This is a genomic window from Nitrospirillum guanabarense, assembly GCF_034653355.1.
Lineage (GTDB): Bacteria > Pseudomonadota > Alphaproteobacteria > Azospirillales > Azospirillaceae > Nitrospirillum.
The window spans coordinates 1,372,501-1,395,346 of record NZ_JAYEER010000001.1 but is presented as its reverse complement, the minus strand read 5'-3'; the positions used below and the strand labels follow the sequence as shown (position 1 = coordinate 1,395,346).

Sequence of the window (22,846 nt, the reverse complement as noted above, 5' to 3'; positions counted from 1 at the left end):
ACCGCTTTGACGGCGGCCGAGGCGCGGTTCCATCAGCGAAGGCGCGTCCCCATGAATGCGGCATCCCATCCCCGGCCTGTGTCCGCGCAAGACGACTGCACGTCCGTGTCCGCCCGGGACAGACCTTCCGATGTCGTGGTCCTGCCCGTCGGCCACCCGTTGCGGCCGGCCGTGGAGCAGTTGGTCAGCGACACCTATGCGCAAGCCTACGGGGCGTCCATCACCCACTTTCCGCGCCTGATGATGGCGGCGCTGGACCAAGACGGAAATCCCGCCTGTGCCGCCGGCGTGCGGACTACCGCCGACGGCTTCTTTTCGGAAGCCTATCTCGATCAACCGATAGAGCGTCTCCTCGGGCGGCGGAGCGGACGCCACGTGCACCGCGCGCGGGTGTTCGAGATCACCACCATGGTCAGCCGCCGTGCCAATTTGTCCGCCGGCTTCTTCCACGGCCTGGCCTGCCGCGGGGCACTTGACGGATATGACTGGTGCTTCTTCACCGCCACGTCGCGGCTGCGGCAGCTTTTACGGCGTTTTTATCCGCCATTGCTGGTCCTGGCCCAGGCGGATCCCGCCCGCCGGCCCGATGCCGCCGCCTGGGGGCGCTACTATGAAAGCGCCCCGGCCGTCTGCGCGGCCGATGACTGGCCATTCCTCAGTCCAGCCCTGACGCGAACGGAGGTTTCGGCTGATGCGTGAGCTTCTGCGTTCCATCCGCCGGCATGCGGCCCTCACGCCCCACCGACCTGCGGTCACCGACGGCACCTCATTCCTGGACTATGCCGACCTGGCAGCCCGCGTCGCGGGCACGGCCGGGGCGCTGACGACGGTGGAAAGGGGGCGCGCACGGCCGGTCATCGGCCTTGTCGGCGGCAACCGCGTGGAATGGACGGTGGCCCAACTGGCCATCTGGCACGCGGGTTATACCGCCGTTCCGTTACCCCCCTTCTTCTCGCCCGATCAATGGCGTCACATCGCCGTCGATGCCGGCATCACCCATGTCATTCACGGGCCCGACGTCGACCCCGACCTGATAGCGGACCTGGGTGTGCCCATCCTGCGGATACCGGACGTGACGGCGACGACGGCGGCCTTGGACCACGCGGGAACGGCGCGGCAGATCATTTACACATCGGGCAGCACGGGCACGCCCAAAGGCGTAATACTGGAGGGGCGCCAGCTTTCCTGGAGCACCATGGCGCTGACCGAAGCCATCGGCGCGCGGCCTGACGATCACTATCTCAGCCTTCTACCCATGGCCCTGCTGCTGGAAACCCTTTGCGCGGTGACCATGCCGCTTCGCGCCGGGGCGCGGGTGACGCTGATGCCCGAGCTGGCGTCGCGCATTGGCGGCCCACCACCGCCGGGGCTGGCCCGAGCCATCGCCGCCGCCGCCCCCACCTGCCTGATGCTGGTCCCCCAACTCCTGTCCGCCTGGGTGACGGAACTTGAGCAGCGGGGCGGCGTGGTCCCGCCCAGCCTGCGCCTCGTGGCCGTGGGCGGGGCCGCCGTTCCCACCGCCTTGGCGGAAAGGGCCTGGGCCCTCGGCATTCCCGTGCATGAAGGCTATGGCTTGTCCGAGTGTTGCTCGGTAGTGACCTTGAACCGACCAGGCGAGCGACGAGCGGGCACGGTGGGGCGGCCCCTGCCCGGCTTGCGCGTCACCCTTGACCAGGGGGAAATCGTCGTTGCCGGTCCTTCGATCATGTCGGGATACGTTGGCCGGCCATCCATTGATGCGCCCGCCCGGCCGGCAAACTGGTACACCGGTGACCTGGGATCCGTCGATAGCGACGGCCACCTGACCATCCACGGACGCCGGGACGCGCTGATCGTGACGCCCTGGGGACGCAACATCAGCCCCGAATGGGTGGAGGCGCATTTCCTGAATGATAGCCGTCTGTCGCACTGCCTGCTCAGCGATGGCGGCATGGACGGGCTGGCGATTCTGCTGGTTCCTTCCCCCGGGGCGGAAGCCTGGTTCCAGGCAGCCGACAGCGGAACCATCGGCGCCTTGGTCGCGGAGGCCGCCGCCAGCCTACCCCCCTATGCCAGGCCGCACCGCCACCATGTGGTCCTCCCGCGTGACCTGGCGGCGCGAGGCCTTTTCACCGTCAACGGCCGGCTGCGTCGGCGCGAGACCGCAGCCGCCTACCACTCCCGGCTTCATCCGCTGGCGCCACCGGCGGATGCAGTCCCTAATCGCCTGACGGAGACCGCCCGTGACTGACGCCATGCCGACACCCTATCAGCGCCTGCTGGCGGATACCGCCCATGCCCGTGGCGCCTTCCTGTCCATTCCCATACTGAGCATGGCAATGGATGGCGCCGTGCCACTGCCGCTCTACCGTGACTTCCTGGCGCAGGCCTATCATCACGTTCGCCATACCTGCCGGCTGCTGGCCCTTGCGGCCGCGCGAACCGAAGATGAGGATTACCGGGCCGCGCTGTTCGACTACATCAATGAGGAACAGGGGCATGAACAATGGATCCTCGACGATATCGATGCGGTGGGCGGTGACGCCGCGCAAGTGGCCGCGTCCATGCCGGGCCACGCCTGCCGGGCCATGCTGGCCTGTGTCTACGACACCATAGAACGTGTCAGTCCCTACGCCCTGATGGGCATGGTCCATGTCCTGGAAAGCATGTCGACGCTGCTGGCCTCCCGCGTCGCCGACGCCCTGCGGCGGGCCTATCGCCCTGATGGCGCGGACGGCTTCCGTTACCTGACCTCCCATGGGGCGTTGGATGAGGAACACGTCGCCTTCTTCCAGCAACTGGTCGACAGCCTGCGCGCCCCGGAAGCGCTGCCGGTCATCATCGACACCGCCATCATGGTCTACCGACTTTATGGCGACATCTTCCGCGACCTGAGCCGGGGCTTGGAAAGCGCGCAGGGGAGTGCGTGCCATGCCGCATGACGTGGGGCAACATGATTTGGGCGCCCACGGCATGGTCGCGCTGATCACCGGTGCCGGTTCAGGTATAGGCCAGGCGCTCGCCATCGAGGCATCGCAGCGGGGAATGGGCCTGGTTTTGGTCGGACGGCGACGCTCCCCGCTGGAGGCCACCAAAGCGATGTTGCGCCCCGGCGCTCCATGCCTTGTCCTGCCAGCCGACGTGACCCTGGCCCAGGACCGTCAAGCCTTGACGCGCGCTGTCCAAGATCATGCCGGCGGCCTGGACTTCCTGGTGAACAACGCCGGCCTGGTGTGGGCGGGGACCCTGTCAGCCATGGACGATCAGACGCTGGCGGCGGTGATGGCCACCAACTTGATGGCGCCCCTGGCCCTGACACGGGACTTCCTCCCCCTGCTGACCGCCGCCGCGGGTCGGGTGGTCAACATCGGCTCCCTGCTGGGGGACATCCCCTATCCGCTGTTTGCGGCCTACTGTGCCTCCAAGTATGGTTTGCGCGGCCTGTCCGACGCCCTGCGGCGGGAGTTGCGGGGCTGTGGCGTGGGTGTCACCTACGCCGCGCCGCGCGGTGCGCGCACACCGGCAACGGACGCTCTTGAACCACTCCTGGCGTTGCTGGACATGCCGACGGACCCGACCGCGGACATAGCGAAGCGGATATGGACCGCTGCCCAGGCCGGGGCCAACACCGCCTATCCCGCCGGCCCCGAACGTCTATTCGTCCTGATCCAGCGCCTTTTCCCCCGGTTGGTCGACGCGGCGGTAAGGCACCAGTTGCGGCGAGGTCCACTCGGCGCGCCGTTACCGCCGGAAGCGGTGCGACAGCCCAGCCCCGATGCCGCCGGCCCCCGTGTCGATTACCTGCCCCTGGTCTGAGGAGCCACCCATGGATCGTGCCCGCGTGCCCACGCTGCGCCAGTTGGCCTTCGTCACGATGATCGCCTTCCTTCCCCTCCCGACCGCCGGCTACGCGTCGCCCATGGATGACGTGCCCACCGGCCAGAACGTCGCGACCGACCCCGCGACATCCGCGATGCTGGCGGCCCTGGTCGCGGTGGAGCGGGAATGGTCCCATATTTCCTTCGAGTTGACGGATCGCGACACCCGCATCCAAGCCATGGCGGCGCTGGCTGAACAGGCGGGCCAGTTGGCATCGCGATATCCCGGCCATGCGGAGCCCCTGATCTGGCAAGCCCTGGCCCTCAGCAGCCAAGCGGGCCTGAAGGGGGGCATGGGCGCCCTGTCCCTGGCTCGCGAGGCCCGCGCGCTGCTGGAAATGGCCGGACGCCTGGACTACCACGCGGTGGGGGGCGCCGTGCCCACCAGCCTTGGCTCCCTCTACTACAAAGTGCCTGGCTTTCCCCTGAGCTTTGGCGATGACGACAAAGCCCGCCGCTATCTGGAGGAAGGGCTGGCCATCAATCCCGACGGGCTGGATGCCAACTATTTCTATGGCGACTTCCTTTTTCAGCGGGGGGATTACCGCAAAGCGGCGGAGGTGCTGGCGCATGGTCTGGCGGCACCTCCCATTCAGGACAGGCCGGTCTGGGACGCGGGGCGTCGTGCTGAAATCCGCGTCCTGCTGAGACACGCGCAGCAAAAATTGGCGGCCGGCTGATGGGAACCTTCAAGCGACTTGCGGTTCCGCCGGCCCGGCTCCAGGCGGTTTGGCATGGGGTGGGAAACCAACTGCGCCATCCCACCGGCGTTGCGGGATTTTTGCTCGGCCTGGTCATGAACCGCGTGAACGCCCTGCCCAACCGGGCAACGGTCGACGCCTTGGCGCCACGTCCTGGCGACACGGTCCTGGAACTTGGTTCCGGGCCCGGTCATGGGCTTGCCCTGGCCATGAAAGCGGTGGGATCGGCCGGTGTTGTCCATGGGATCGACCAGTCGGCCGTCATGCTGCGGCAGGCGGCCCGGCTTAACCGCCGGTCCCAGCAACGGGGGCGGCTCCATCTGCATCTTGGCCGCTTTGACACGCTGCCGTTGCCGACCGCCTCGGTGGACGGGATACTCGCGGTCAACGTCGCCTATTTTTGGCGGAATTCGGCCGGCGTCCTGCGCGAGGCGAGGCGCGTGCTGCGCCCCGGTGGACGGTTGGCGGTCTATGTGACCGATGCGGCCACCATGCGGCGCTGGCCGTTCGCCGGGACCGGCACCCACCGCCTGTTCACGCCCATCGACCTGACGTCCATGCTGCTGGCCGGGGGCTTTCCCGGCCACGCCCTGTCCATCCAATCCGTCTCGCTGGGGCATGGAATGATCGGCCTGATCGCCATCGCCGAGAATACCGCTCCTTGAAGCCTTGGGGCCGTTCCGCCGGGCTGGCGCCCGGCTATCACTGGTGGCTGGACCTGCCCCTCCCCAGGGCTCAATCGTCAATGCCGGGGGATCAGCTTTCCGCAGCTTCCTTCACAGCCGCCCGGCGGCGGGACCGCTCCCGGCGCTTGGTTTCCGCCGGAAGGGGGACATCGGCGGCATGCGGCGAAGCGGCGAGCTGCGCGTGCTCCTCCCGCAGGGAGGCGATGACCCCGGGCCAATCGCCCAAGGCGGGCTGGCGATGGATGCTGTGGTTGGGATACCAGGGGGACGTGGTGTCGCCGATGCCCCACCGCCAATCGACGGAATGGGCCAGCAGCAGCGACACCGGCTTGCCCATTGAGCCCGCCAAGTGGGCGACGCCCGTGTCCACCGCGACCACGTGGTCAAGATTGGCGATGATGGCGGCGGTGTCGATGAAGTCCTTCAACTGCGGGCTGAGGTCGCGCAGGCGGCCCTTGAACGCCAGGGCGTCGCCGGCGCGCGGGCCCACCTGCAGGGAAAACCACTCGGCGTCGGGAATGGCGTCGAGCACGGCGCCCAGATGCGCCAGGGGCAAGGACCGGCGCGCATCCTCCGAATGCTGCGGCCGTCCGGCCCAGACCACGCCGACACGGCGCTTGCCACTGGGCGGGGGCAGCAAGTCGCGACCGCGCGCCACCTGCTCCTCCGGCAGGACCAGCCAGCCGGGCATCAATGGCAGGTCCGGCACACGCAGCGACAGCATATGGGGCAGGCTCAGGAGCGGAATGTGGTAGTCGAACGCCTCTTCCACCCCGAACCGGTGTGGGTTATCGGGCCGTGACACGACACGGATGCCGAGCCGCGCCAGGGCGATGGCGAGGATGCCCACCAAGGGGGAGGACACCTCCAGCACCACCTCCGCCGGGGCATGGCGATCCATCAGGATGCGCGCGAGGGGGGCGAATTGCAGGATGTCGCCGAACCCTTGCTCCCCCCAGACATAGATGCGTTTGCCCGCCAGCTCTTCCCCGCGCCACTGCGACGCGGCCAGGATGCGCCGGGGCTCGGGGAACTGGTCCCACACCCAGCGCCACTCGTAATCCGCCCAGCCGGTGGCGAAGTCGCCACGGGCGAGGCAGGCCAAGGAGTGGTTCCAGCGGGCCAGCGCATTGCCGGGCGCCAGCTTCAGCGCCACATCCAGCGCCATCACCGTGGCGTCGATGAAGCCGGCGGTGCGCAGGGCCTTGTCCAGGGTCTGCAAGACTTCCTCCAGACGCTCCAGCCGGCCATCCGGCATCCCCTCCGGCAGGGTGGCCAGCGCGGCCGTCAGCTCCGGCAGGCGGTCACCAATCTCTTCGACCAAAAGCTTTCCAAGGTCCCGGGCCTCCGGCAAGACGCGGCCGAACAGGATGACACCCACGATCAAAGGGACGACAGCCTCGCGGGACTGCCCCATCCAGGCCAGCCCCGTACCCATGTTGACCCAGGCGGAATAGTTCAACGGGGAAAGCGCCAGGATACGGCGGTAAAGCGGAATGGCATCGGCATGCTGGCCCCGTGTTTGCAACATCACGGCCAGATTCACCATGATGCTCGCCGCGCGGGGCAGATCGCCCATGCGCTCGAACACCATGCCCAGGGAGCAGTAATACAGCGTCTCCGCCGGCTCTATCTTCAGGGCATGCTCGAACAGTCCGGCGGCCCGCAGGTTGTCGCCCTCATAGGCCGCCATTACGCCCAACTGATGCAGGCTGGGTGCGGTGAGTTCCGGGCGCTCCGTCAGTTGCAGGAACACCTGCCGGGCCTCCGCCGTCCGCCCGGACGATTGCAAATGCAGGCCCTGTGCGAACGCGGGAACGCGGCGCCCGATCTCCATCAACACATCGCCGCTGCGTTCCACCACGGGAATGGAAAAATCGCCGTTATTGCTTACGCTCATCCTGCTTCGTGCCTTGAATGGGGGCCGATGTCATTTGCAGTTGATTATAGACACCGCCCTCGGTGCCGGAGGAAGAAACCGCGAAGGTCTGCGCCACCGCCTGGCCGTCACCGCTGCTCCCGCCCCCCTCTCCGCCGCGGGACGAGGTGCTGGAGGAAACAGCGGTGCCAGACGACGAGGAGGAGCCGCTGTCACTGGATGACGTTCCGCTCGTCCCCGATCCGCTGGACGACGTTCCTGACGTGCTCTGCCCCGACGTGCTCTGCGTTGCGGTGGTGGTGCTAGTTGACGCGCCGGCGGTGGACGTGGTCGCCGCCGTGGTGGTCCCGACGTTGGTGCTGGTCAGCGACGTGGTGCTGCCCAGGCTTGAGGTGGTGGCCACAATCGGGGTAACCGCCGCAAGGCTGGCGGTCGGCACCACAGCGGCCACCACCTGACGCTGCAACGTGCTGGTGGTCAGCACGGCGGAAGCCGTGACGCTCAGCACCGCGCTCTGGTAGCGGATGTCATAGTTGCTGAGCCCTGTGCCGACCGCACCGCTGGGGGTCACGGTGTAATTACCGGGGGCCGCCGATGCCGTGGCACCCGGGCTGCTCAACGTTACCTGCGTCACGCTATCGCTGTTCAGCAGTCCGCTGATGCCATAGCCCGCCAAAATCAACTCCAGGCCCGCCGTCTTGGTCGCGTCATTAGCCGTGATGGTCAGCGCCGCCGGGTTCACCGTCAGCGTGCCGTCGGCATAGCTCACCGAGTAGTTGCTCAACCCCGTGCCCGTGGCGCCGCTGGCGGTGATGCTGTAGCTGCCCACCGAGGCGGCCGTGCCGGACCCGCTGCTGGCCAGGGTCACGGCCGCAATGCTATCGCCGTTCACCAGGCCGCTGCTGCTGTACCCCGTCAGGCTGGCGCTGGTGCCATAGGTCTTGGTTGCCCCGCTGGCCGTGATCGTCAGCGCCGCGGGGTTCACCGTCAGCGTACCAGCGGCATAGCTCACCGAGTAGTTGCTGAGACCCGTGCCCGTGGCACCGCTGGCGGTGATGCTGTAGCTGCCCACCGAAGCGGCCGTGCCGCTGCCGCTGCTGGCCAGGGTCACCGCGCTGATGCTATCGCCATTCACCAAGCCGCTGCTGCTATACCCCGTCAGGCTGGCGCTGGCGCCGTAGGTCTTGCTCGCACCCCTGGCCGTGATGGTCAGCGCCGCCGGGTTCACCGTCAGCGTGCCGGCGGCGTAGCTCACCGAGTAGTTGCTCAGACCCGTGCCCGTGGCGCCACTCGCCACAACGCTGTAGCTGCCCACCGACGCCGCCGTGCTGGAACCACTGGACGCAAGCGTCACCGCGCTGATGCTATCGCCGTTCACCAGGCCGCTGCTGCTGTACCCCGTCAGGCTGGCGCTGGTGCCATAGGTCTTGCTCGCACCGCTGGCCGTGATCGTCAGCGCCGCCGGGTTCACCGTCAGCGTGCCATCGGCGTAGCTCACCGAGTAGTTGCTGAGACCCGTGCCCGTGGCGCCCGAGGCCACAACGCTGTAGCTGCCCACCGAGGCGGCCGTGCCGCTGCCCGTGCTGGCCAGCGTCACCGCACTGATGCTGTCGCCATTGACCAGGCCGCTGCTGCTGTAGCCCGTCAGACTGGCGCTGGTCCCGTAGGTCTTGCTCGCCCCGCTGGCCGTGATGGTCAGCGCCGCAGGGTTCACCGTCAGCGTGCCATCGGCGTAGCTCACCGAGTAGTTGCTCAGCCCCGTGCCCGTGGCGCCGCTCGCGTTGATGCTATAGCTGCCCACCGAGGCGGCCGTGCCGCTGCCCGTGCTGGCGAGCGTCACCGCACTGATGCTGTCGCCATTGACCAGGCCGCTGCTGCTGTAGCCCGTCAGGCTGGCGCTGGTCCCGTAGGTCTTGGTGGCACCGCTGGCCGTGATCGTCAGCGCTGCCGGGGTCACCGTCAGCGTGCCGTCGGCGTAGCTCACCGAGTAGTTGCTGAGCCCCGTGCCCGTGGCCCCGCTGGCCACAACGCTGTAGCTGCCCACCGACGCCGCCGTGCCGCTGCCAGTACTGGTCAGCGTCACGGCGCTGATGCTGTCACCATTCACCAGCCCGCTGCTGCTGTAGCCTGTCAGGCTGGCGCTGGTGCCATAGGTCTTGGTCGCCCCGCTGGCCGTGATCGTCAGCGCGGCAGGGTTCACCGTCAGCGTGCCGTCGGCGTAGCTCACCGAGTAGTTGCTGAGACCCGTGCCTGTGGCGCCCGAGGCCACAACGCTGTAGCTGCCCACCGACGCCGCCGTGCCAGAACCACTGGACGCCAAGGTCACGGCGCTGATGCTGTCACCATTCACCAGCCCGCTGCTGCTGTAGCCTGTCAGGCTGGCGCTGGCGCCATAGGTCTTGGTGGCACCGCTGGCCGTGATCGTCAGCGCCGCCGGGTTCACCGTCAGCGTGCCGGCGGTGTAGCTCACCGAGTAATTGCTCAGCCCCGTGCCCGTGGCGCCGGAAGCCACAACGCTGTAGCTGCCCACCGACGCCGCCGTGCCAGAACCACTGGACGCAAGCGTCACGGCGCTGATGCTGTCGCCGTTCACCAGCCCGCTGCTGCTGTAGCCCGTCAGGCTGGCGCTGGTCCCGTAGGTCTTGCTCGCCCCGCTGGCCGTGATCGTCAGCGCCGCCGGGGTCACCGTCAGCGTACCAGCGGCATAGCTCACCGAGTAGTTGCTCAGACCCGTGCCCGACGCCCCGCTGGCCACAACGCTGTAGCTGCCCACCGACGCGGCCGTGCCGCTGCCGCTGGCTGGCCAGCGTCACGGCGCTGATGCTGTCGCCGTTCACCAGCCCGCTGCTGCTGTACCCCGTCAGGCTGGCGCTGGTGCCGTAGGTCTTGGTCGCCCCGCTGGCCGTGATCGTCAGCGCCGCGGGGTTCACCGTCAGCGTGCCGTCGGCGTAGCTCACCGAGTAGTTGCTGAGACCCGTGCCCGTGGCACCGCTCACCACAACACTGTAGCTGCCCACCGACGCCGCGGTGCCGCTGCCCGTGCTGGCCAGCGTCACCGCGCTGATGCTATCGCCGTTCACCAGGCCGCTGCTGCTGTAACCCGTCAGGCTGGCGCTGGTGCCATAGGTCTTGCTCGCACCGCTGGCCGTGATCGTCAGCGCCGCCGGGTTCACCGTCAGCGTACCAGCGGCATAGCTCACCGAGTAGTTGCTGAGACCCGTGCCCGTGGCACCGCTCGCCACAATGCTGTAGCTACCCACCGACGCCGCCGTGCCGCTGCCGGTGCTGGCCAGGGTGACAGCGCTGATGCTGTCGCCGTTCACCAGGCCGCTGCTGTTGTACCCCGTCAGGCTGGCGCTGGCGCCGTAGGTCTTGGTGGCGCCGCTGGCCGTGATCGTCAGCGCCGCCGGGGTCACCGTCAGCGTGCCGTCGGCGTAGCTCACCGAGTAATTGCTCAGCCCCGTGCCCGTGGCCCCGCTGGCCACAACGCTGTAGCTGCCCACCGACGCCGCCGTGCCAGAACCACTGGACGCAAGCGTCACCGCGCTGATGCTATCGCCGTTCACCAGGCCGCTGCTGCTGTACCCCGTCAGGCTGGCGCTGGTGCCATAGGTCTTGGTCGCACCGCTGGCCGTGATCGTCAGCGCCGCCGGGGTCACCGTCAGCGTGCCGGCGGCGTAGCTCACCGAGTAGTTGCTCAGACCCGTGCCCGTGGCGCCCGCTGGCGGTGACGCCGTAGCTGCCCACCGACGCCGCCGTGCCGCTGCCGGTGGCTGGCCAGCGTCACGGCCGCTGATGCTGTCGCCGTTCACCAGGCCGCTGCTGCTGTACCCCGTCAGGCTGGCGCTGGCGCCATAGGTCTTGGTCGCCCCGCTGGCCGTGATCGTCAGTGCCGCCGGGGTCACCGTCAGCGTGCCGTCGGCGTAGCTCACCGAGTAGTTGCTGAGACCCGTGCCCGTGGCGCCGCTGGCGGTGACGCCGTAGCTGCCCACCGACGCCGCGGTGCCAGAACCACTGGACGCGAGCGTCACCGCGCTGATGCTGTCGCCGTTCACCAGGCCGCTGCTGCTGTACCCCGTCAGGCTGGCGCTGGTCCCGTAGGTCTTGGTTGCCCCGCTGGCCGTGATCGTCAGTGCCGCCGGGTTCACCGTCAGCGTGCCGTCGGCATAGCTCACCGAGTAGTTGCTGAGCCCCGTGCCCGTGGCCCCGCTGGCCACAACGCTGTAGCTGCCCACCGACGCCGCCGTGCCAGCTGCCGCTGGATGCCAGGGTCACGCCGCTGATGCTGTCGCCATTCACCAGACCGCTGCTGCTGTAGCCCGTCAGGCTGGCGCTGGTCGCCGTAGGTCTTGGTCGCCCCGCTGGCCGTGATCGTCAGCGCCGCTGGGGTCACCGTCAGCGTGCCGTCGGCGTAGCTCACCGAGTAGTTGCTCAGACCCGTGCCCGTCGCGCCGCTGGCGGTGATGCTGTAGCTGCCCACCGACGCCGCGGTGCCAGAACCACTGGACGCGAGCGTCACCGCGCTGATGCTATCGCCATTCACCAGGCCGCTGCTGCTGTACCCCGTCAGGCTGGCGCTGGCGCCGTAAGTCTTGGTCGCGCCACTGGCCGTGATGGTCAACGCCGCAGGGTTCACCGTCAGCGTGCCGTCGGCGTAGCTCACCGAGTAGTTGCTGAGACCCGTGCCCGTGGCCCCGCTGGCCACAACGCCGTAGCTGCCCACCGACGCCGCCGTGCCGCTGCCGCTGCTGGCCAGGGTCACGGCGCTGATGGTATCGCCGTTCACCAGGCCACTGCTGCTGTACCCCGTCAGGCTGGCGCTGGCGCCGTAAGTCTTGGTCGCGCCACTGGCCGTGATGGTCAGTGCCGCCGGGTTCACCGTCAGCGTGCCGTCGGTGTAGCTCACCGAGTAATTGCTCAGCCCCGTCCCCGTGGCGCCCGAGGCCACAACGCTGTAGCTGCCCACCGACGCCGCCGTGCCAGAACCACTGGACGCAAGCGTCACGGCGCTGATGCTGTCGCCGTTCACCAGCCCGCTGCTGCTGTAGCCCGTCAGGCTGGCGCTGGCGCCGTAGGTCTTGCTCGCCCCACTGGCCGTGATCGTCAGCGCCGCCGGGGTCACCGTCAGCGTACCAGCGGCATAGCTCACCGAGTAGTTGCTCAGACCCGTGCCCGACGCCCCGCTGGCCACAACGCTGTAGCTGCCCACCGACGCGGCCGTGCCGCTGCCGCTGCTGGCCAGCGTCACGGCCGCAATGCTGTCGCCGTTCACCAGCCCGCTGCTGCTGTAGCCCGTCAGGCTGGCGCTGGTGCCATAGGCCTTGGTTACACCGCTGGCCGTGATCGTCAGCGCCGCGGGGTTCACCGTCAGCGTGCCGTCGGCGTAGCTCACCGAATAATTGCTGAGCCCCGTGCCCGTGGCGCCGCTGGCGGTGACGCTGTAGCTGCCCACCGACGCCGCCGTGCCAGAACCACTGGACGCAAGCGTCACGCCGCTGATGCTATCGCCGTTCACCAGGCCGCTGCTGCTGTACCCCGTCAAGCTGGCGCTGGTGCCGTAGGTCTTGGTGGCGCCGCTGGCCGTGATCGTCAGCGCGGCAGGGTTCACCGTCAGCGTGCCGGCGGCATAGCTCACCGAGTAATTGCTCAGCCCCGTGCCCGTGGCGCCGCTGGCGGTGATGCCGTAGCTGCCCACCGACGCCGCCGTGCCAGAACCACTGGACGCAAGCGTCACGGCGCTGATGCTGTCGCCGTTCACCAGCCCGCTGCTGCTGTAGCCCGTCAGGCTGGCGCTGGCGCCATAGGTCTTGGTCGCACCGCTGGCCGTGATCGTCAGCGCCGCCGGGTTCACCGTCAGCGTGCCGTCGGCATAGCTCACCGAGTAGTTGCTGAGCCCCGTGCCCGTGGCGCCCGAGGCCACAACGCTGTAGCTGCCCACCGACGCCGCCGTGCCGCTGCCGCTGCTGGCCAGCGTTACGGCGCTGATGCTGTCGCCGTTCACCAGCCCGCTGCTGCTGTAGCCCGTCAGGCTGGCGCTGGTCCCGTAGGTCTTGGTCGCACCGCTGGCCGTGATGGTCAGTGCCGCCGGGGTCACCGTCAGCGTGCCGGAGGATGAGAACTGGTAGACACCGCCGGAATAGCTGGCGCCACCCAGGCCAAGCAGGCTGTAGGAGCCAACGGCGGAGCGAGCCTCGCTCGTGGTCCAGACCATGCCGGAGGTGGATAGGCCGCTGCCCACGCTGCGGCCCAACTGATCATAGGCGCTGGTGGTGGTCGCCGTGACGGTGGTGGCGCCATAGACGCCACTGCCCGAACCGGTGATCACGATATAGGGCAGCGACTTCAGCAGCGGATAGGGTGAGCCGTTGAACCAATCCGTCGTGCTGAACACGGACTGCGCTATGGGCCCGCTGGTCAGCCAGGCGGTGGTGGCCAAGCCGGTGGCGTCGGCGGCCGTGCCCGTGCCGCCACCGATGCCCACCGTCATGCCCGACGTGGTCGTGTCCCAATAGCTGGTGGTCACGGCGTTCTGATTGTCGCCCAGGAAGGCCCCGACGGAAACCGCGGACGGGCCCGCCGTGACACTGCCGGTGGAATAGCTGTTGGCGATCAACCCCTGGTTGACGCCCGCCAACCCACCAATGGCCGTGCCGCCGGCGGTGCCGCTGGCCACGGAAACGTTGACCATGGCGTAGCTGTTGCTGACGGTGCCCGCGACCTGGCCCACCAAGCCGCCGATGTTCAGCACACCGCTGCCGGCGGAGATGGTGCCGGTGGCGAAGCTGCCGGACAGAAAGCCGGAATCGATGCCGACCAGGCCGCCCACCTGTTGCGCGGCGAATCCCACCTGAAGGGTGACGGCGGCACCGCTGTTCACCACGGTGCCGCTCATGAATCCGAACAGGCCGCCCATGTAGGAGACCGCCCCGGAGGCGATGAGGGTGCCACTGGCGTAAACGTTGCTGACGGTCGCGACGCTTTCGCCCGCGACGATGCCGACGTCGTTGGGGGCGTCGACGTTGATGCGGGCGCCTAGTACGCTCAAATTGCGGATGGTGCCGTTGTTGTAGCTGATCAGGCCGACATTGTTGGAAACGGTGTTGTTGATGGTGAGGCCGACGATGCTGTGGCCAAAGCCATCGAACGTGCCGTTGAACAAGGCCGGGCTGTTGTTCGAGTTGGCGGTATTGAGGCCCAGGGGCACGAAGCCGGCGGAACTCCACAGACCACCGGCCTGCGCCAGCTCGCTCATCGTGACGTTGGCGCCCAGGACATAGTTGGCCGTCATGGCCAGGTTGACCAGCTGCAACTCGTGGGCGTTACCGATGACCGTGCCATATTCCATGCGCAGCAGCGGGCGGGTGTAGCCGCTGATCATGTACCAGGTGTTGGTGAGGTCGAAGCTGGTGTAAGTGGCGGAGGCATAGGCCGCCGTGCCGCTGACGTTTGTGGCGCTGAACGTCCCCGTCCCGCCGCCATACCCCACCGTCTGGCCGCTGCTGCCACCATCCCAATAGGCGCCCGCGATTACACCGTCATTGCCGCCGGCGAAGGCCCCGATGGACCCCACGCCGGCACCCGCCGTCACCACGCCGCTGGCATAGGCCACGGTGACCCGGCCGGCATTGTAGCCCACCAGCCCGCCCACGTCGGCCGCGTTGGCGCCGGCGGTGACGTCGGCCGTGGCATAGGCCACGCTGATGGTGCCGGTGTTCCCGCCGACCAGCCCGCCCACGTACTGGGCACCGCTGCCGGCCGTGACGGTGCCGGTGGCATAGGCGCTGAGGATGGTGCCGGCGTTGCTGCCGGCCAGTAGCGCGACGTTGCCGCCGCCGCCCACCACCGTGCCGTTGTAGACACCCACGCTTTGCACGACGCCGCCAGTGCCGATGGCGCTGAACAGCGCCATGTTGCTGGCCGCAGCGTTGGCCATGACCAGGTTGTTGACGGCATGGCCCTGGCCGTTCAGCGTGCCCGTGAAGCTGCCTGGGCTGGCATTGTTGCCGGCGGTGCTGAAGCCGATGGGCAGGAAGCCGGTGGCCGTCGCCCACAAGCCGGCCGTGCTAGTGGCTTCACTGACGTCAATATCGCGCCCCAGCGTGTAGGTCGCCGTCAGGTTCAGGTTCACCAGTTCCAACTGATGGGCATTCACGACGGTGGTGTTGTACTCCGCCCGCAGGAAGGGCCGGGTGTAGCCATCGACCATGTACCAGACGCTGGTGAAGTCGAAGGCCGCGTAGGTGGCGCTGAGATAGACCGAGGAGCCGCTGATGCCCGTGACCGAGGCGCTGCCGGTATTGGCGCCATAGCCCACGGTCAGGCCGGTGGTCCCCGTGTCCCAATAGCCCGACACCGCGCCGTCGTTCTGCCCCACCAGGCCGCCCATCACGGTGGCGCCCTGGCCCGCGAGGACGCTTCCGGTGGCATAGGCCGCGGTGATGGTCCCGGTGTTGGCGCCCGCCAGGCCGCCCACGGCGGTGCCGGCGCTGCCGGCCAGGATGCCGCCAATGGCGTAGGCGCCGGTCACTTGGCCGGCGTTGGCGCCGACCAGGCCGCCGACATCCACCGCGCCGGCGCCGGCGATGATCGAGGCGGCGCCATAGCCGCCGTTGACGACGCCCGCTGAAGTGACGGTCCCGGCAAGACCGCCTACATATTGCGCGGCACTGCCCACCGTGACCGTGCCGCCGCCATAACTGGCCGTGACCAACCCCGCCTCATACCCGACCAGGCCACCGACGGCCTGCGCCCCGCTGCCCACCTGGACGATGCCGATACCGTCGCTGGCGCTGATGGTGCCGGCGTCATAGCCCACGGCGCCGCCGACGGACTGCGCGCCATCACCGACAATGACAGCGCTGATGGCGTGGCTGTTGGCGACGGTGGCGCTGTTGTAGCCAACGATGCCGCCCACGCTCTGGGCCGCCACGGCCGATACGGTGCCGCCCGTGTACGCCGCCGTGATGAGGCCGGCATTCACGCCGGCGACCCCGCCGAGGCGCTGGGCGCCCGACGCCGCCAGAATCGTGCCGTTGGTCTGAACGCCGCTGATGGTGCCGCTGTTCTGCCCGGCGACCAGGCCGACGCCGCTGACGGCGCCGACGCTGATCCTGGCGTTCGTCAGCGTCAAGTTGGCGACCGTGCCGCCGGCGCCGATGTCGCTGAACAGGCCGATGTTATCGCTGGCGGCACTGACGATGGTCATGCCGCTGATGCTGTAGCTCCGCCCGTTCAACGTGCCGGTGAAGGCGGTGGGGCTGGCGTTGCCGCCGGCGGAGGTGATGCCGATGGGGGCGAAGCCGGTGGCCGTGTTCCACAAGCCCGAGGTCAGCGCCAACTCCGCCATCGTGATGTTGGCGCCCAGGACGTAGCTTCCGCCCGGGTTGGCGCCCATCAGTTCAAGCTGGTGGGCGTTGATGATGGTGGTCCGGGCTTCCGCCTTCAGGAAGGGCCGGGTATAGCCGTCCACCATGTACCAGGTGGACGTGAAGTCGAAGCCGCTGTACGTGGCGGAGGCATAGGCGGCGGTGCCACTGACGCCGGTGGCGGAAAAGGAGCCGGCCGAACTGGTCCCATAGGCGTTCGTCTGGTTGGTGGCGACCGTGTCCCAGAAGCTGGTCATCACCGTGCCGGAGGTCATCTTGCCGACTAGGCCGCCCACGCTCACGCCCGCTGCCGCTGACACCGACCCGCTGGCCCAGCTCTGGGCGATCGTGGGGATGACGGTGCCGCTGACGGCGTTCTCGCCCGCCAGGCCACCAACGCCGTTGGACAGGGTGCCGGCCCTGACGGCCCCCGTCGCGTAGGCGCCCCTGATCAGGCTGCCAAAGTTGCGCCCGGCGAGACCGCCGATATCGTTGCCCGCCGTGCCGGCGATGACCGTGCCGGTGGCATAGCTGCCCAGCACCGATGAGGATGTGAGGTTGAATGCCTCCGACGCCCCGACCAAGCCGCCGACGTAGAAGGCGGTCCGGCCAACCGACACCGTGCCGGTGGCATAGCTGCCGCTGATGATGCCATTCTGCTCGTGCCCGAGCAGCCCGCCGATATACTGCGCCGTGGTCGTGCTGACGCCCGTGGCCGCCCCGACCGACAGGTTGCCCGTGGCGTAGCTGTCGGCGATGAGCGCGGACGCCGAACCGGCCGTGGTTTGGGAGTTCACCCCGACCAGGCCGCCGAAATACATGTTGCCGGTGCCGGTGGCGGTGATCGTTCCGGTGGCGTAACTACCGCTGATGGTCCCTGAATTGGAACCGACCAGGCCACCGATGCGCGCCGCGGCACTCGACAGCAGCAGATTGCCGGTGGCGTAGCTGCCCAGGATTGAGCCAAAGGTGTTGACGCCGACCAGGCCGCCGACATATTGCGCGCCGCTGCTGCCGGTGCTGACGCCGCCGGTGGCATAGGAATTGACCAGCGTCATGGTATTGGCGTCGCCCACCAACCCGCCGATGCGCTGGTTGAAGGAGGAGAGGCTGAAGCCACCGGTGGCATAGCTGCCGCTGATATAGGGCTGGGCCGAGACCTGCCCCGCCAGGCCGCCGACCGCCGTCACCGAGAGGCCATTTAGGAAGCTGACACCGGTATAGCTGTTCAGGATGGTGCCGCCCGCCATATAGCCGACCAGCCCCCCCACGCCCGTGGTCTTGGAGACCAAGACCGAGCCGGTGGCATAGCTGTTGGTGACGGTGCCGGAAAACTTGCCGGCCAGCATGCCCCAGCCGGTGACCTGGGTCCCCGCGGAGGCGTTGATCATCGTGCCGTTCACCAGCCCCAGGTTGGCGACCGAGCCGGTGGGGCCGATGCTGGAGAACAAGCCGACGCCGTGGGATGTGGTCGCCCTCAGGGTCAGGTTGCTGATGGTGTAGCCCTGGCCGTCCAGCGAACCGGTGAAGACGGTGGGGAAGCGTTGCCCCCCACCGTCGTGAACCCGATGGGGGTGAAGCCGCTGGTGGACCAAAGGCCGCCCTGCACCGTGGTGCCGCTCATGTCCAGGTTTTTACCCAGGACATAGGATGCCGTCGGGTCCATGCCCATCAGCTGCAGCTGATGGCTGTTGGTGATGGTGGTGGCGTATTCGCTGCGCAGGAACGGCCGGGTGCGGCCGTCGACCTCATACCAATCGTTGGTGAAATCAAAGCCGACATAGGTGGCAGTGGTCAGCGTGTTCGCGGCGATGGCCGTAGCGGACACCGTGCCGGTATTGCTGCCATAGGCGACGGACAGGCCGCTGGTCGCCGTGTCCCAGAAGCCGACTGTCACCATGCCGGCATTGGAACCGACGAAGCCGCCGATATTGGTGGTGCCGGCGCCAGCGGTGATGGACCCCGTGGCGTAGGCAGCGCTGATGGTGCCGGCGTTATAGCCGGCCAGGCCTCCCACGCTGTCGGACGCGGTGCCAACCGAAATGGGGCCGATGGCATAGACGGCGCTGACCGTGTTGGCGGTGTCGCCGTATCCCAGCAGCCCGCCGACGTACTGCACCCCGCCGCCGGCGGAGATGGTCTCACTGGCATAGCTTTGGGTAATGACGGCATCGCCATAGCCGACCAGGCCGCCGACGCGGTTGCCGCCGTCGCCAACGGTCAGGCTGCTGTCGGCGTAGCTGGCGGATACCGTTCCACCCCCAACCCAGCCGGCCAAACCGCCGACCGCCGTGGCGGCCGAACCGGCCGTGACGGCCCCGGTGACAGAGCTGTTGGCGATGAGGCCTGCCGTCTGGGCGCCCACCAGCCCGCCCACGTTGGACACGCCGCTGCCGACGGAAACGGCCACGGCGGCGGAGGAAGCCGTGACCGTGCCGCTGTTGCTACCGATCAGGCCGCCCACGGCGCTGGCGCCATCACCGGCGGTGACGGTGCCGGAGGCGGTGACGTTGCGCACCGTGCCCTGGTTCTGGCCGGCCAGAAGGCCGAGGTTGCCGCCCGTGCCGCCAAACAGCTTGCCGCCGGACAGCGTCAGGTTCTGCACCAGGCCGCCGCCGCCGATGACGCTGAGCAGGCCCAGATTGCCCGCGCCGCCCCCGGCGGCATTGACGGTCAGGCCGGTGATGGTGTGTCCCAGCCCCTCCAGCGTGCCGGTGAAGGCGGTGGGCGACGCGTTGTTGCCCGTGGCGCTGTAGCCGATGGGCGTCCACGCGCCGGTCAGCGCCAGGTCGCTGGTCAGCGCGTAGTTGCCGCTGCCACTGATGGCGGCCAGGGCCGCCGCCGACGTGACCAGGGTATAGGCCGTGCTGTTGACGGTCAGGCCGGTGGTCAGCGACACCGGGGCGGTGACCCGGAACACCCCGCCGCTGCCGCCGTCATTGGTCAGGACCACCAGGCTGGTGCCGGACAGTGCGGCGTTGATGGACACGCCGTGATAGGCGTCCAACGTCAGGCTGTTGGCCGAGGTCCAGGTGATGCCGGCATTGACCGCGATATCGCCCAGGCCGCTGGCCTTGGTGACCCCGCCGGCGGTGACGCCGGTGTACCCCACGCTGGTGTTTGTGGTCTGCAACGTGACGCTGCCGCTGGCCAGCGCCGTCTGGATGGCGGCGGCATAGGCGGCGTTCACCGTCAGGTCGACGGGGTCCAGCAGCCAGGTGCCGCCCTTGCCATGGGCGGCGCCCACATCCACCGTCGCTCCGTCGAAGGCCAACGTGTGGCCGGAGGTCTCAATGGCGCCGCCGTCACCCCACAGGGTCCCGCCTCGGGCCAGCACCAAGCCGTGCACGGCGGTGTGCTGGCTGTTGACCGTGACCGACCCGCCCTTGCCCGTCTCCGTGGCGGAGGCGTCGATGCGGCTGGCGGCATCCATGGTGACGGAGGCCGTCTCCGCCGTTCCCACCGTGACCGTGCCGCCACCGGTGGCGCCCTTGGCGCTCAACGTGGCGCCCTGCAGTGTGATGGGGCCGTTGGCGTCCAAAACCAGCTTGCCGCCCTCCCGGGTGAGGGAGTCGGCCTCGATGACGCCGGTGGCCTTGATGACGCCGCCGGCCACGATGTTCAGGGCTTGGGCCGTGAGGTAGACGGTGCCGCCGGGCGCGCGGATGATGCCACCCGCCTCGATCTGCGCCTCGACCGTGGCGGGATCCACCTTGAGGGGGGCGCCGCCGTCCGGCGTCAGCGTCACGGTCTCACCCGCCGCCAGGACCACGGACCCCAGCTGCGCCTGGATCAGGCCCTGATTGCGGATCTGCGCCGCCAACAGGACAACCGAGCCGTTATGGGCAGTGATAGTGCCCCCGTTGACCACGGTCCCGGTGGCGGAGCCCCGGTTGAAGACAAGCCGACCCTTCTGGAAATCCTCGTCCGCGATGTCCATGGTCGACGCGACCAGGCCGCCCACATCCACCGTGGCGCCGCCGCCGAACACCACGCCGCCGGGATTGACCAGGATGACCGTGCCGGGCGCCTTGATCGCGCCCTCGATCAGGGAGGGATCGCCACCGCGTACGCGGTTCAGCGTCATGGCCGAACTGTTGGGCTGCTGGAAATTGACGGTGGCGCCGGCACCAACGTTGAATTGCTGCCAACTGATGATGGCCTTGTCGGACGTCTGCGTGACCGTCATGACCGGACCGTTGGCGCCGATGCTGGCGGCGCCCGACTGGACCTGCCCCCCGTGGGCAGCGCGCCCGGCGCGGGCGTGGCGGCCACGGCCGGCAAGGTCAGCGCCTGCATCACCGACAGAACGGCGGTGCAGCCCAGCAGTCGGGCCCGGAGGAAGGAACGGTGGGGGAGAGGTGCGCGGCTGGTCATGATGCCCCCTAAACCGACAAGACCATCTGCATCCAGGCCCGCAATTCGCGCCGCCGGCCGTCCAAATCCAGGCCATCGGCGTTGCGGCCCGCGTCGGACCCGATACGACGGGCGACGGTGGCCTTCATTTGCACGTTGCTGGCCGGCGTCCATTGCACACTGGCGCCCACGCCTTGAAGGACATAATGATTGTGGGGTGAACCCACGCCCTCCCAGCCGCCCCAAGTGGTCTTGTGCTGTTCGACCCAGCCGCCGTCCCAAAAGGCGGAAAAGCGGACGCTGTCGGACACCATCTGCCCGATCTCGATATTCAGCATGGCGCCCTGGTCGCCGCCGCCTTGGTTCAGGGGATAGGCCCGCACGCCGCTGGGGCCACCGAGCGAGAATTGTTCCGAGCTGTTCAGGTTCTTTGACGCGATCTGCGCCGCCAGGGTGACCAGCGCGTCACCGCCCCGCCACAGCACCTGCGCTCGGCTGATCGAGGCGGTGGCCTTGACGAAGTGCCCGGCGGTGCGGGCGGTGGCCTGGTCGATGGCCTGGTTCGCCGCATTGTGCGACAGGTCGACGTTGCCGGCCTTGACCTGGGCATCCAGGGTGAAGGCCCCGCCGCCCTGCCAGTCGTCCCGCATCAGGCGGTGTGCCGCCAGGATCACGGCTCCCAACCGATTGGACGCCGTCACCACGTCCACCAGCTTGTCATTGGTCCATTTGTGTTCCAGGCCAAAGGCCAGGTTCACAGGCGCCGCGGAACTGCGGAGCGCCAGCCAGCGCAGGGTCAGGGCCGCCGTCTGCGCGTCACCCGAAGGCGCGCTGGCGTTGATGTCGGCGGGCACCTCGTATTGCAGGACGGCGCCGCTGGCCTCCAGCCACAGTCCCTCATGCCAGACGGGGCCCCCCACCATCACCTGGCCGTATTTGGACGACTGGCTGACCTGACCGGTGAAGGCGACCTGATCACCAACCCCCACCGCGTCCGTCATGGTGGCGAGGATCAGACCACGCACACCGCCGATTTCGCGCGGCGCGTTGTTGTCGATCACGGTCGTGCCGGTCACCAGCGGCGGTTCACGCATTTTGAGGAGGACGTCGGTCGTCCCCTCTTCCGCGCCGGCGTCGAGCACGCCGAGCGCCTGCATGCCCGGGATCAGGCCCAGGTTGGAGACGCCGGTGGCCACGGCGCTGGGACGCAGCGGATCACCCGGGGCGTTCTGGGCATAGATGAAGTCCTGGGCTTGGTCGGCGTCCAGGCGGACGTTGCTGGAGGGGTCGATGAGCACGCGGCCCATGCGGGCTTCCATAACCTGGATGGTGACCACACCGCCTTCCAAATCCTGGCGCGGCAGGATGGCACGGGCCAAAAGGTCATGCTGGGCGTAATAACGGCTGATGCGGGCGGCCGCCTCGCGCAAATCGCCCAGGGTGCAGTCGCGCCCCACGTAGGACGTAAGCTGCGCCCGCAGTTCCGACTCTGGAATCAGGGTGGCGATGATGCGAAAGCCGGTGACGTGCACTGTCTCACCCGCCTTCAGGAACTCCCCTTCGGGGGGCGGCGGCGCCAGCTCCGGCAAGGTGGGGGCACGAGGGGCCTCACGGGGGATGTTCCGCTCCACATCCCGCAGAATCTGGCCGGTATCCTGGGCGTCAGCCCGCTTGGCGACCATCGGTGGAACCACCACCATCGCGGCGACGAGGGCCTTTAACGTCCGCAAGTTGACACCAAGCTACAATGGCGACGATCGGCCAGAAGCATAGTCAGTAGGTTCTTAACCAAAGGTTTAAACGTATACGGCGTGGAGCCACTATTATATTCTTACCACTATATGGCGCATGGCGGTGACGCAAGCAGGCGTCGCGCCCCTATCCATAGGGTTAGGTCAGTGACCATGGGCGGATATTGACCATGGGGAAATCATGGAACCGATCTGGAAAATCGTAGCTGAGTCTCACTATTCTTGACTTGACGGATAAATACACATCTTGG

Annotated in this window: 11 protein-coding genes and 1 pseudogene; 6 read left to right on the top strand and 6 right to left on the bottom strand. The window is 68.2% G+C overall.

Annotated features, from left to right (window positions below; genetic code table 11):
• Nucleotides 1-51: 51 nt before the first annotated feature.
• Genes UAA55_RS05800 through UAA55_RS05775 form a run of 6 tightly spaced genes read left to right on the top strand, consistent with a single transcriptional unit; the run spans nucleotide 52 to nucleotide 5,223 of the window.
• On the top strand, nucleotides 52-699 hold the full coding sequence (locus tag UAA55_RS05800; RefSeq protein WP_322951935.1) for a thermostable hemolysin: 648 nt from the start codon (nucleotides 52-54) through the stop codon (nucleotides 697-699).
• Nucleotides 692-2,230, top strand: coding sequence for an AMP-binding protein (locus UAA55_RS05795; protein WP_322951697.1), 1,539 nt, complete (start codon nucleotides 692-694; stop codon nucleotides 2,228-2,230). Before UAA55_RS05800 ends, UAA55_RS05795 begins: the two co-directional genes overlap by 8 nt.
• Entirely contained in the window at nucleotides 2,223-2,921 is a 699-nt protein-coding gene (locus tag UAA55_RS05790) for a TenA family transcriptional regulator (protein ID WP_322951696.1), read from the top strand. The genes UAA55_RS05795 and UAA55_RS05790 overlap by 8 nt, the downstream gene beginning before the upstream one ends.
• Nucleotides 2,911-3,795 (top strand): SDR family NAD(P)-dependent oxidoreductase, encoded by an 885-nt coding sequence (locus tag UAA55_RS05785; RefSeq protein WP_322951695.1) that lies wholly within the window; start codon nucleotides 2,911-2,913, stop codon nucleotides 3,793-3,795. Before UAA55_RS05790 ends, UAA55_RS05785 begins: the two co-directional genes overlap by 11 nt.
• 10 nt (nucleotides 3,796-3,805) lie before the next feature.
• Entirely contained in the window at nucleotides 3,806-4,537 is a 732-nt protein-coding gene (locus UAA55_RS05780; protein ID WP_322951694.1) for a tetratricopeptide repeat protein, read from the top strand.
• A gap of 59 nt (nucleotides 4,538-4,596) precedes the next feature.
• Entirely contained in the window at nucleotides 4,597-5,223 is a 627-nt protein-coding gene (locus UAA55_RS05775) for a class I SAM-dependent methyltransferase (protein ID WP_322951693.1), read from the top strand.
• Between the two features lie 91 nt (nucleotides 5,224-5,314).
• On the opposite strand, the gene UAA55_RS05770 is transcribed toward UAA55_RS05775, so the two are convergent.
• From UAA55_RS05770 to UAA55_RS05745, 6 genes and pseudogenes are all read right to left on the bottom strand, one after another.
• Nucleotides 5,315-7,144 carry a tetratricopeptide repeat-containing glycosyltransferase family protein gene (locus UAA55_RS05770; protein WP_322951692.1) on the bottom strand — a complete coding sequence of 610 codons (1,830 nt, stop codon included), beginning with the start codon at nucleotides 7,142-7,144 and terminating at the stop codon, nucleotides 5,315-5,317.
• Nucleotides 7,128-9,836, bottom strand: a complete 2,709-nt coding sequence (locus UAA55_RS05765; RefSeq protein ID WP_322951691.1) for a beta strand repeat-containing protein — start codon at nucleotides 9,834-9,836, stop codon at nucleotides 7,128-7,130. Before UAA55_RS05765 ends, UAA55_RS05770 begins: the two co-directional genes overlap by 17 nt.
• A gap of 118 nt (nucleotides 9,837-9,954) precedes the next feature.
• Nucleotides 9,955-11,271, bottom strand: a pseudogene (locus UAA55_RS05760) (beta strand repeat-containing protein); the annotation flags it as partial.
• Between the two features lie 23 nt (nucleotides 11,272-11,294).
• Nucleotides 11,295-18,083: a beta strand repeat-containing protein gene (locus UAA55_RS05755; protein ID WP_322951690.1), complete on the bottom strand. Its 6,789-nt coding sequence runs from the start codon at nucleotides 18,081-18,083 to the stop codon at nucleotides 11,295-11,297.
• Nucleotides 17,972-20,941 carry a filamentous hemagglutinin N-terminal domain-containing protein gene (locus tag UAA55_RS05750; protein ID WP_322951689.1) on the bottom strand — a complete coding sequence of 990 codons (2,970 nt, stop codon included), beginning with the start codon at nucleotides 20,939-20,941 and terminating at the stop codon, nucleotides 17,972-17,974. Before UAA55_RS05750 ends, UAA55_RS05755 begins: the two co-directional genes overlap by 112 nt.
• Nucleotides 20,874-22,526: a ShlB/FhaC/HecB family hemolysin secretion/activation protein gene (locus UAA55_RS05745; RefSeq protein ID WP_322951688.1), complete on the bottom strand. Its 1,653-nt coding sequence runs from the start codon at nucleotides 22,524-22,526 to the stop codon at nucleotides 20,874-20,876. Before UAA55_RS05745 ends, UAA55_RS05750 begins: the two co-directional genes overlap by 68 nt.
• Nucleotides 22,527-22,846: the final 320 nt, after the last annotated feature.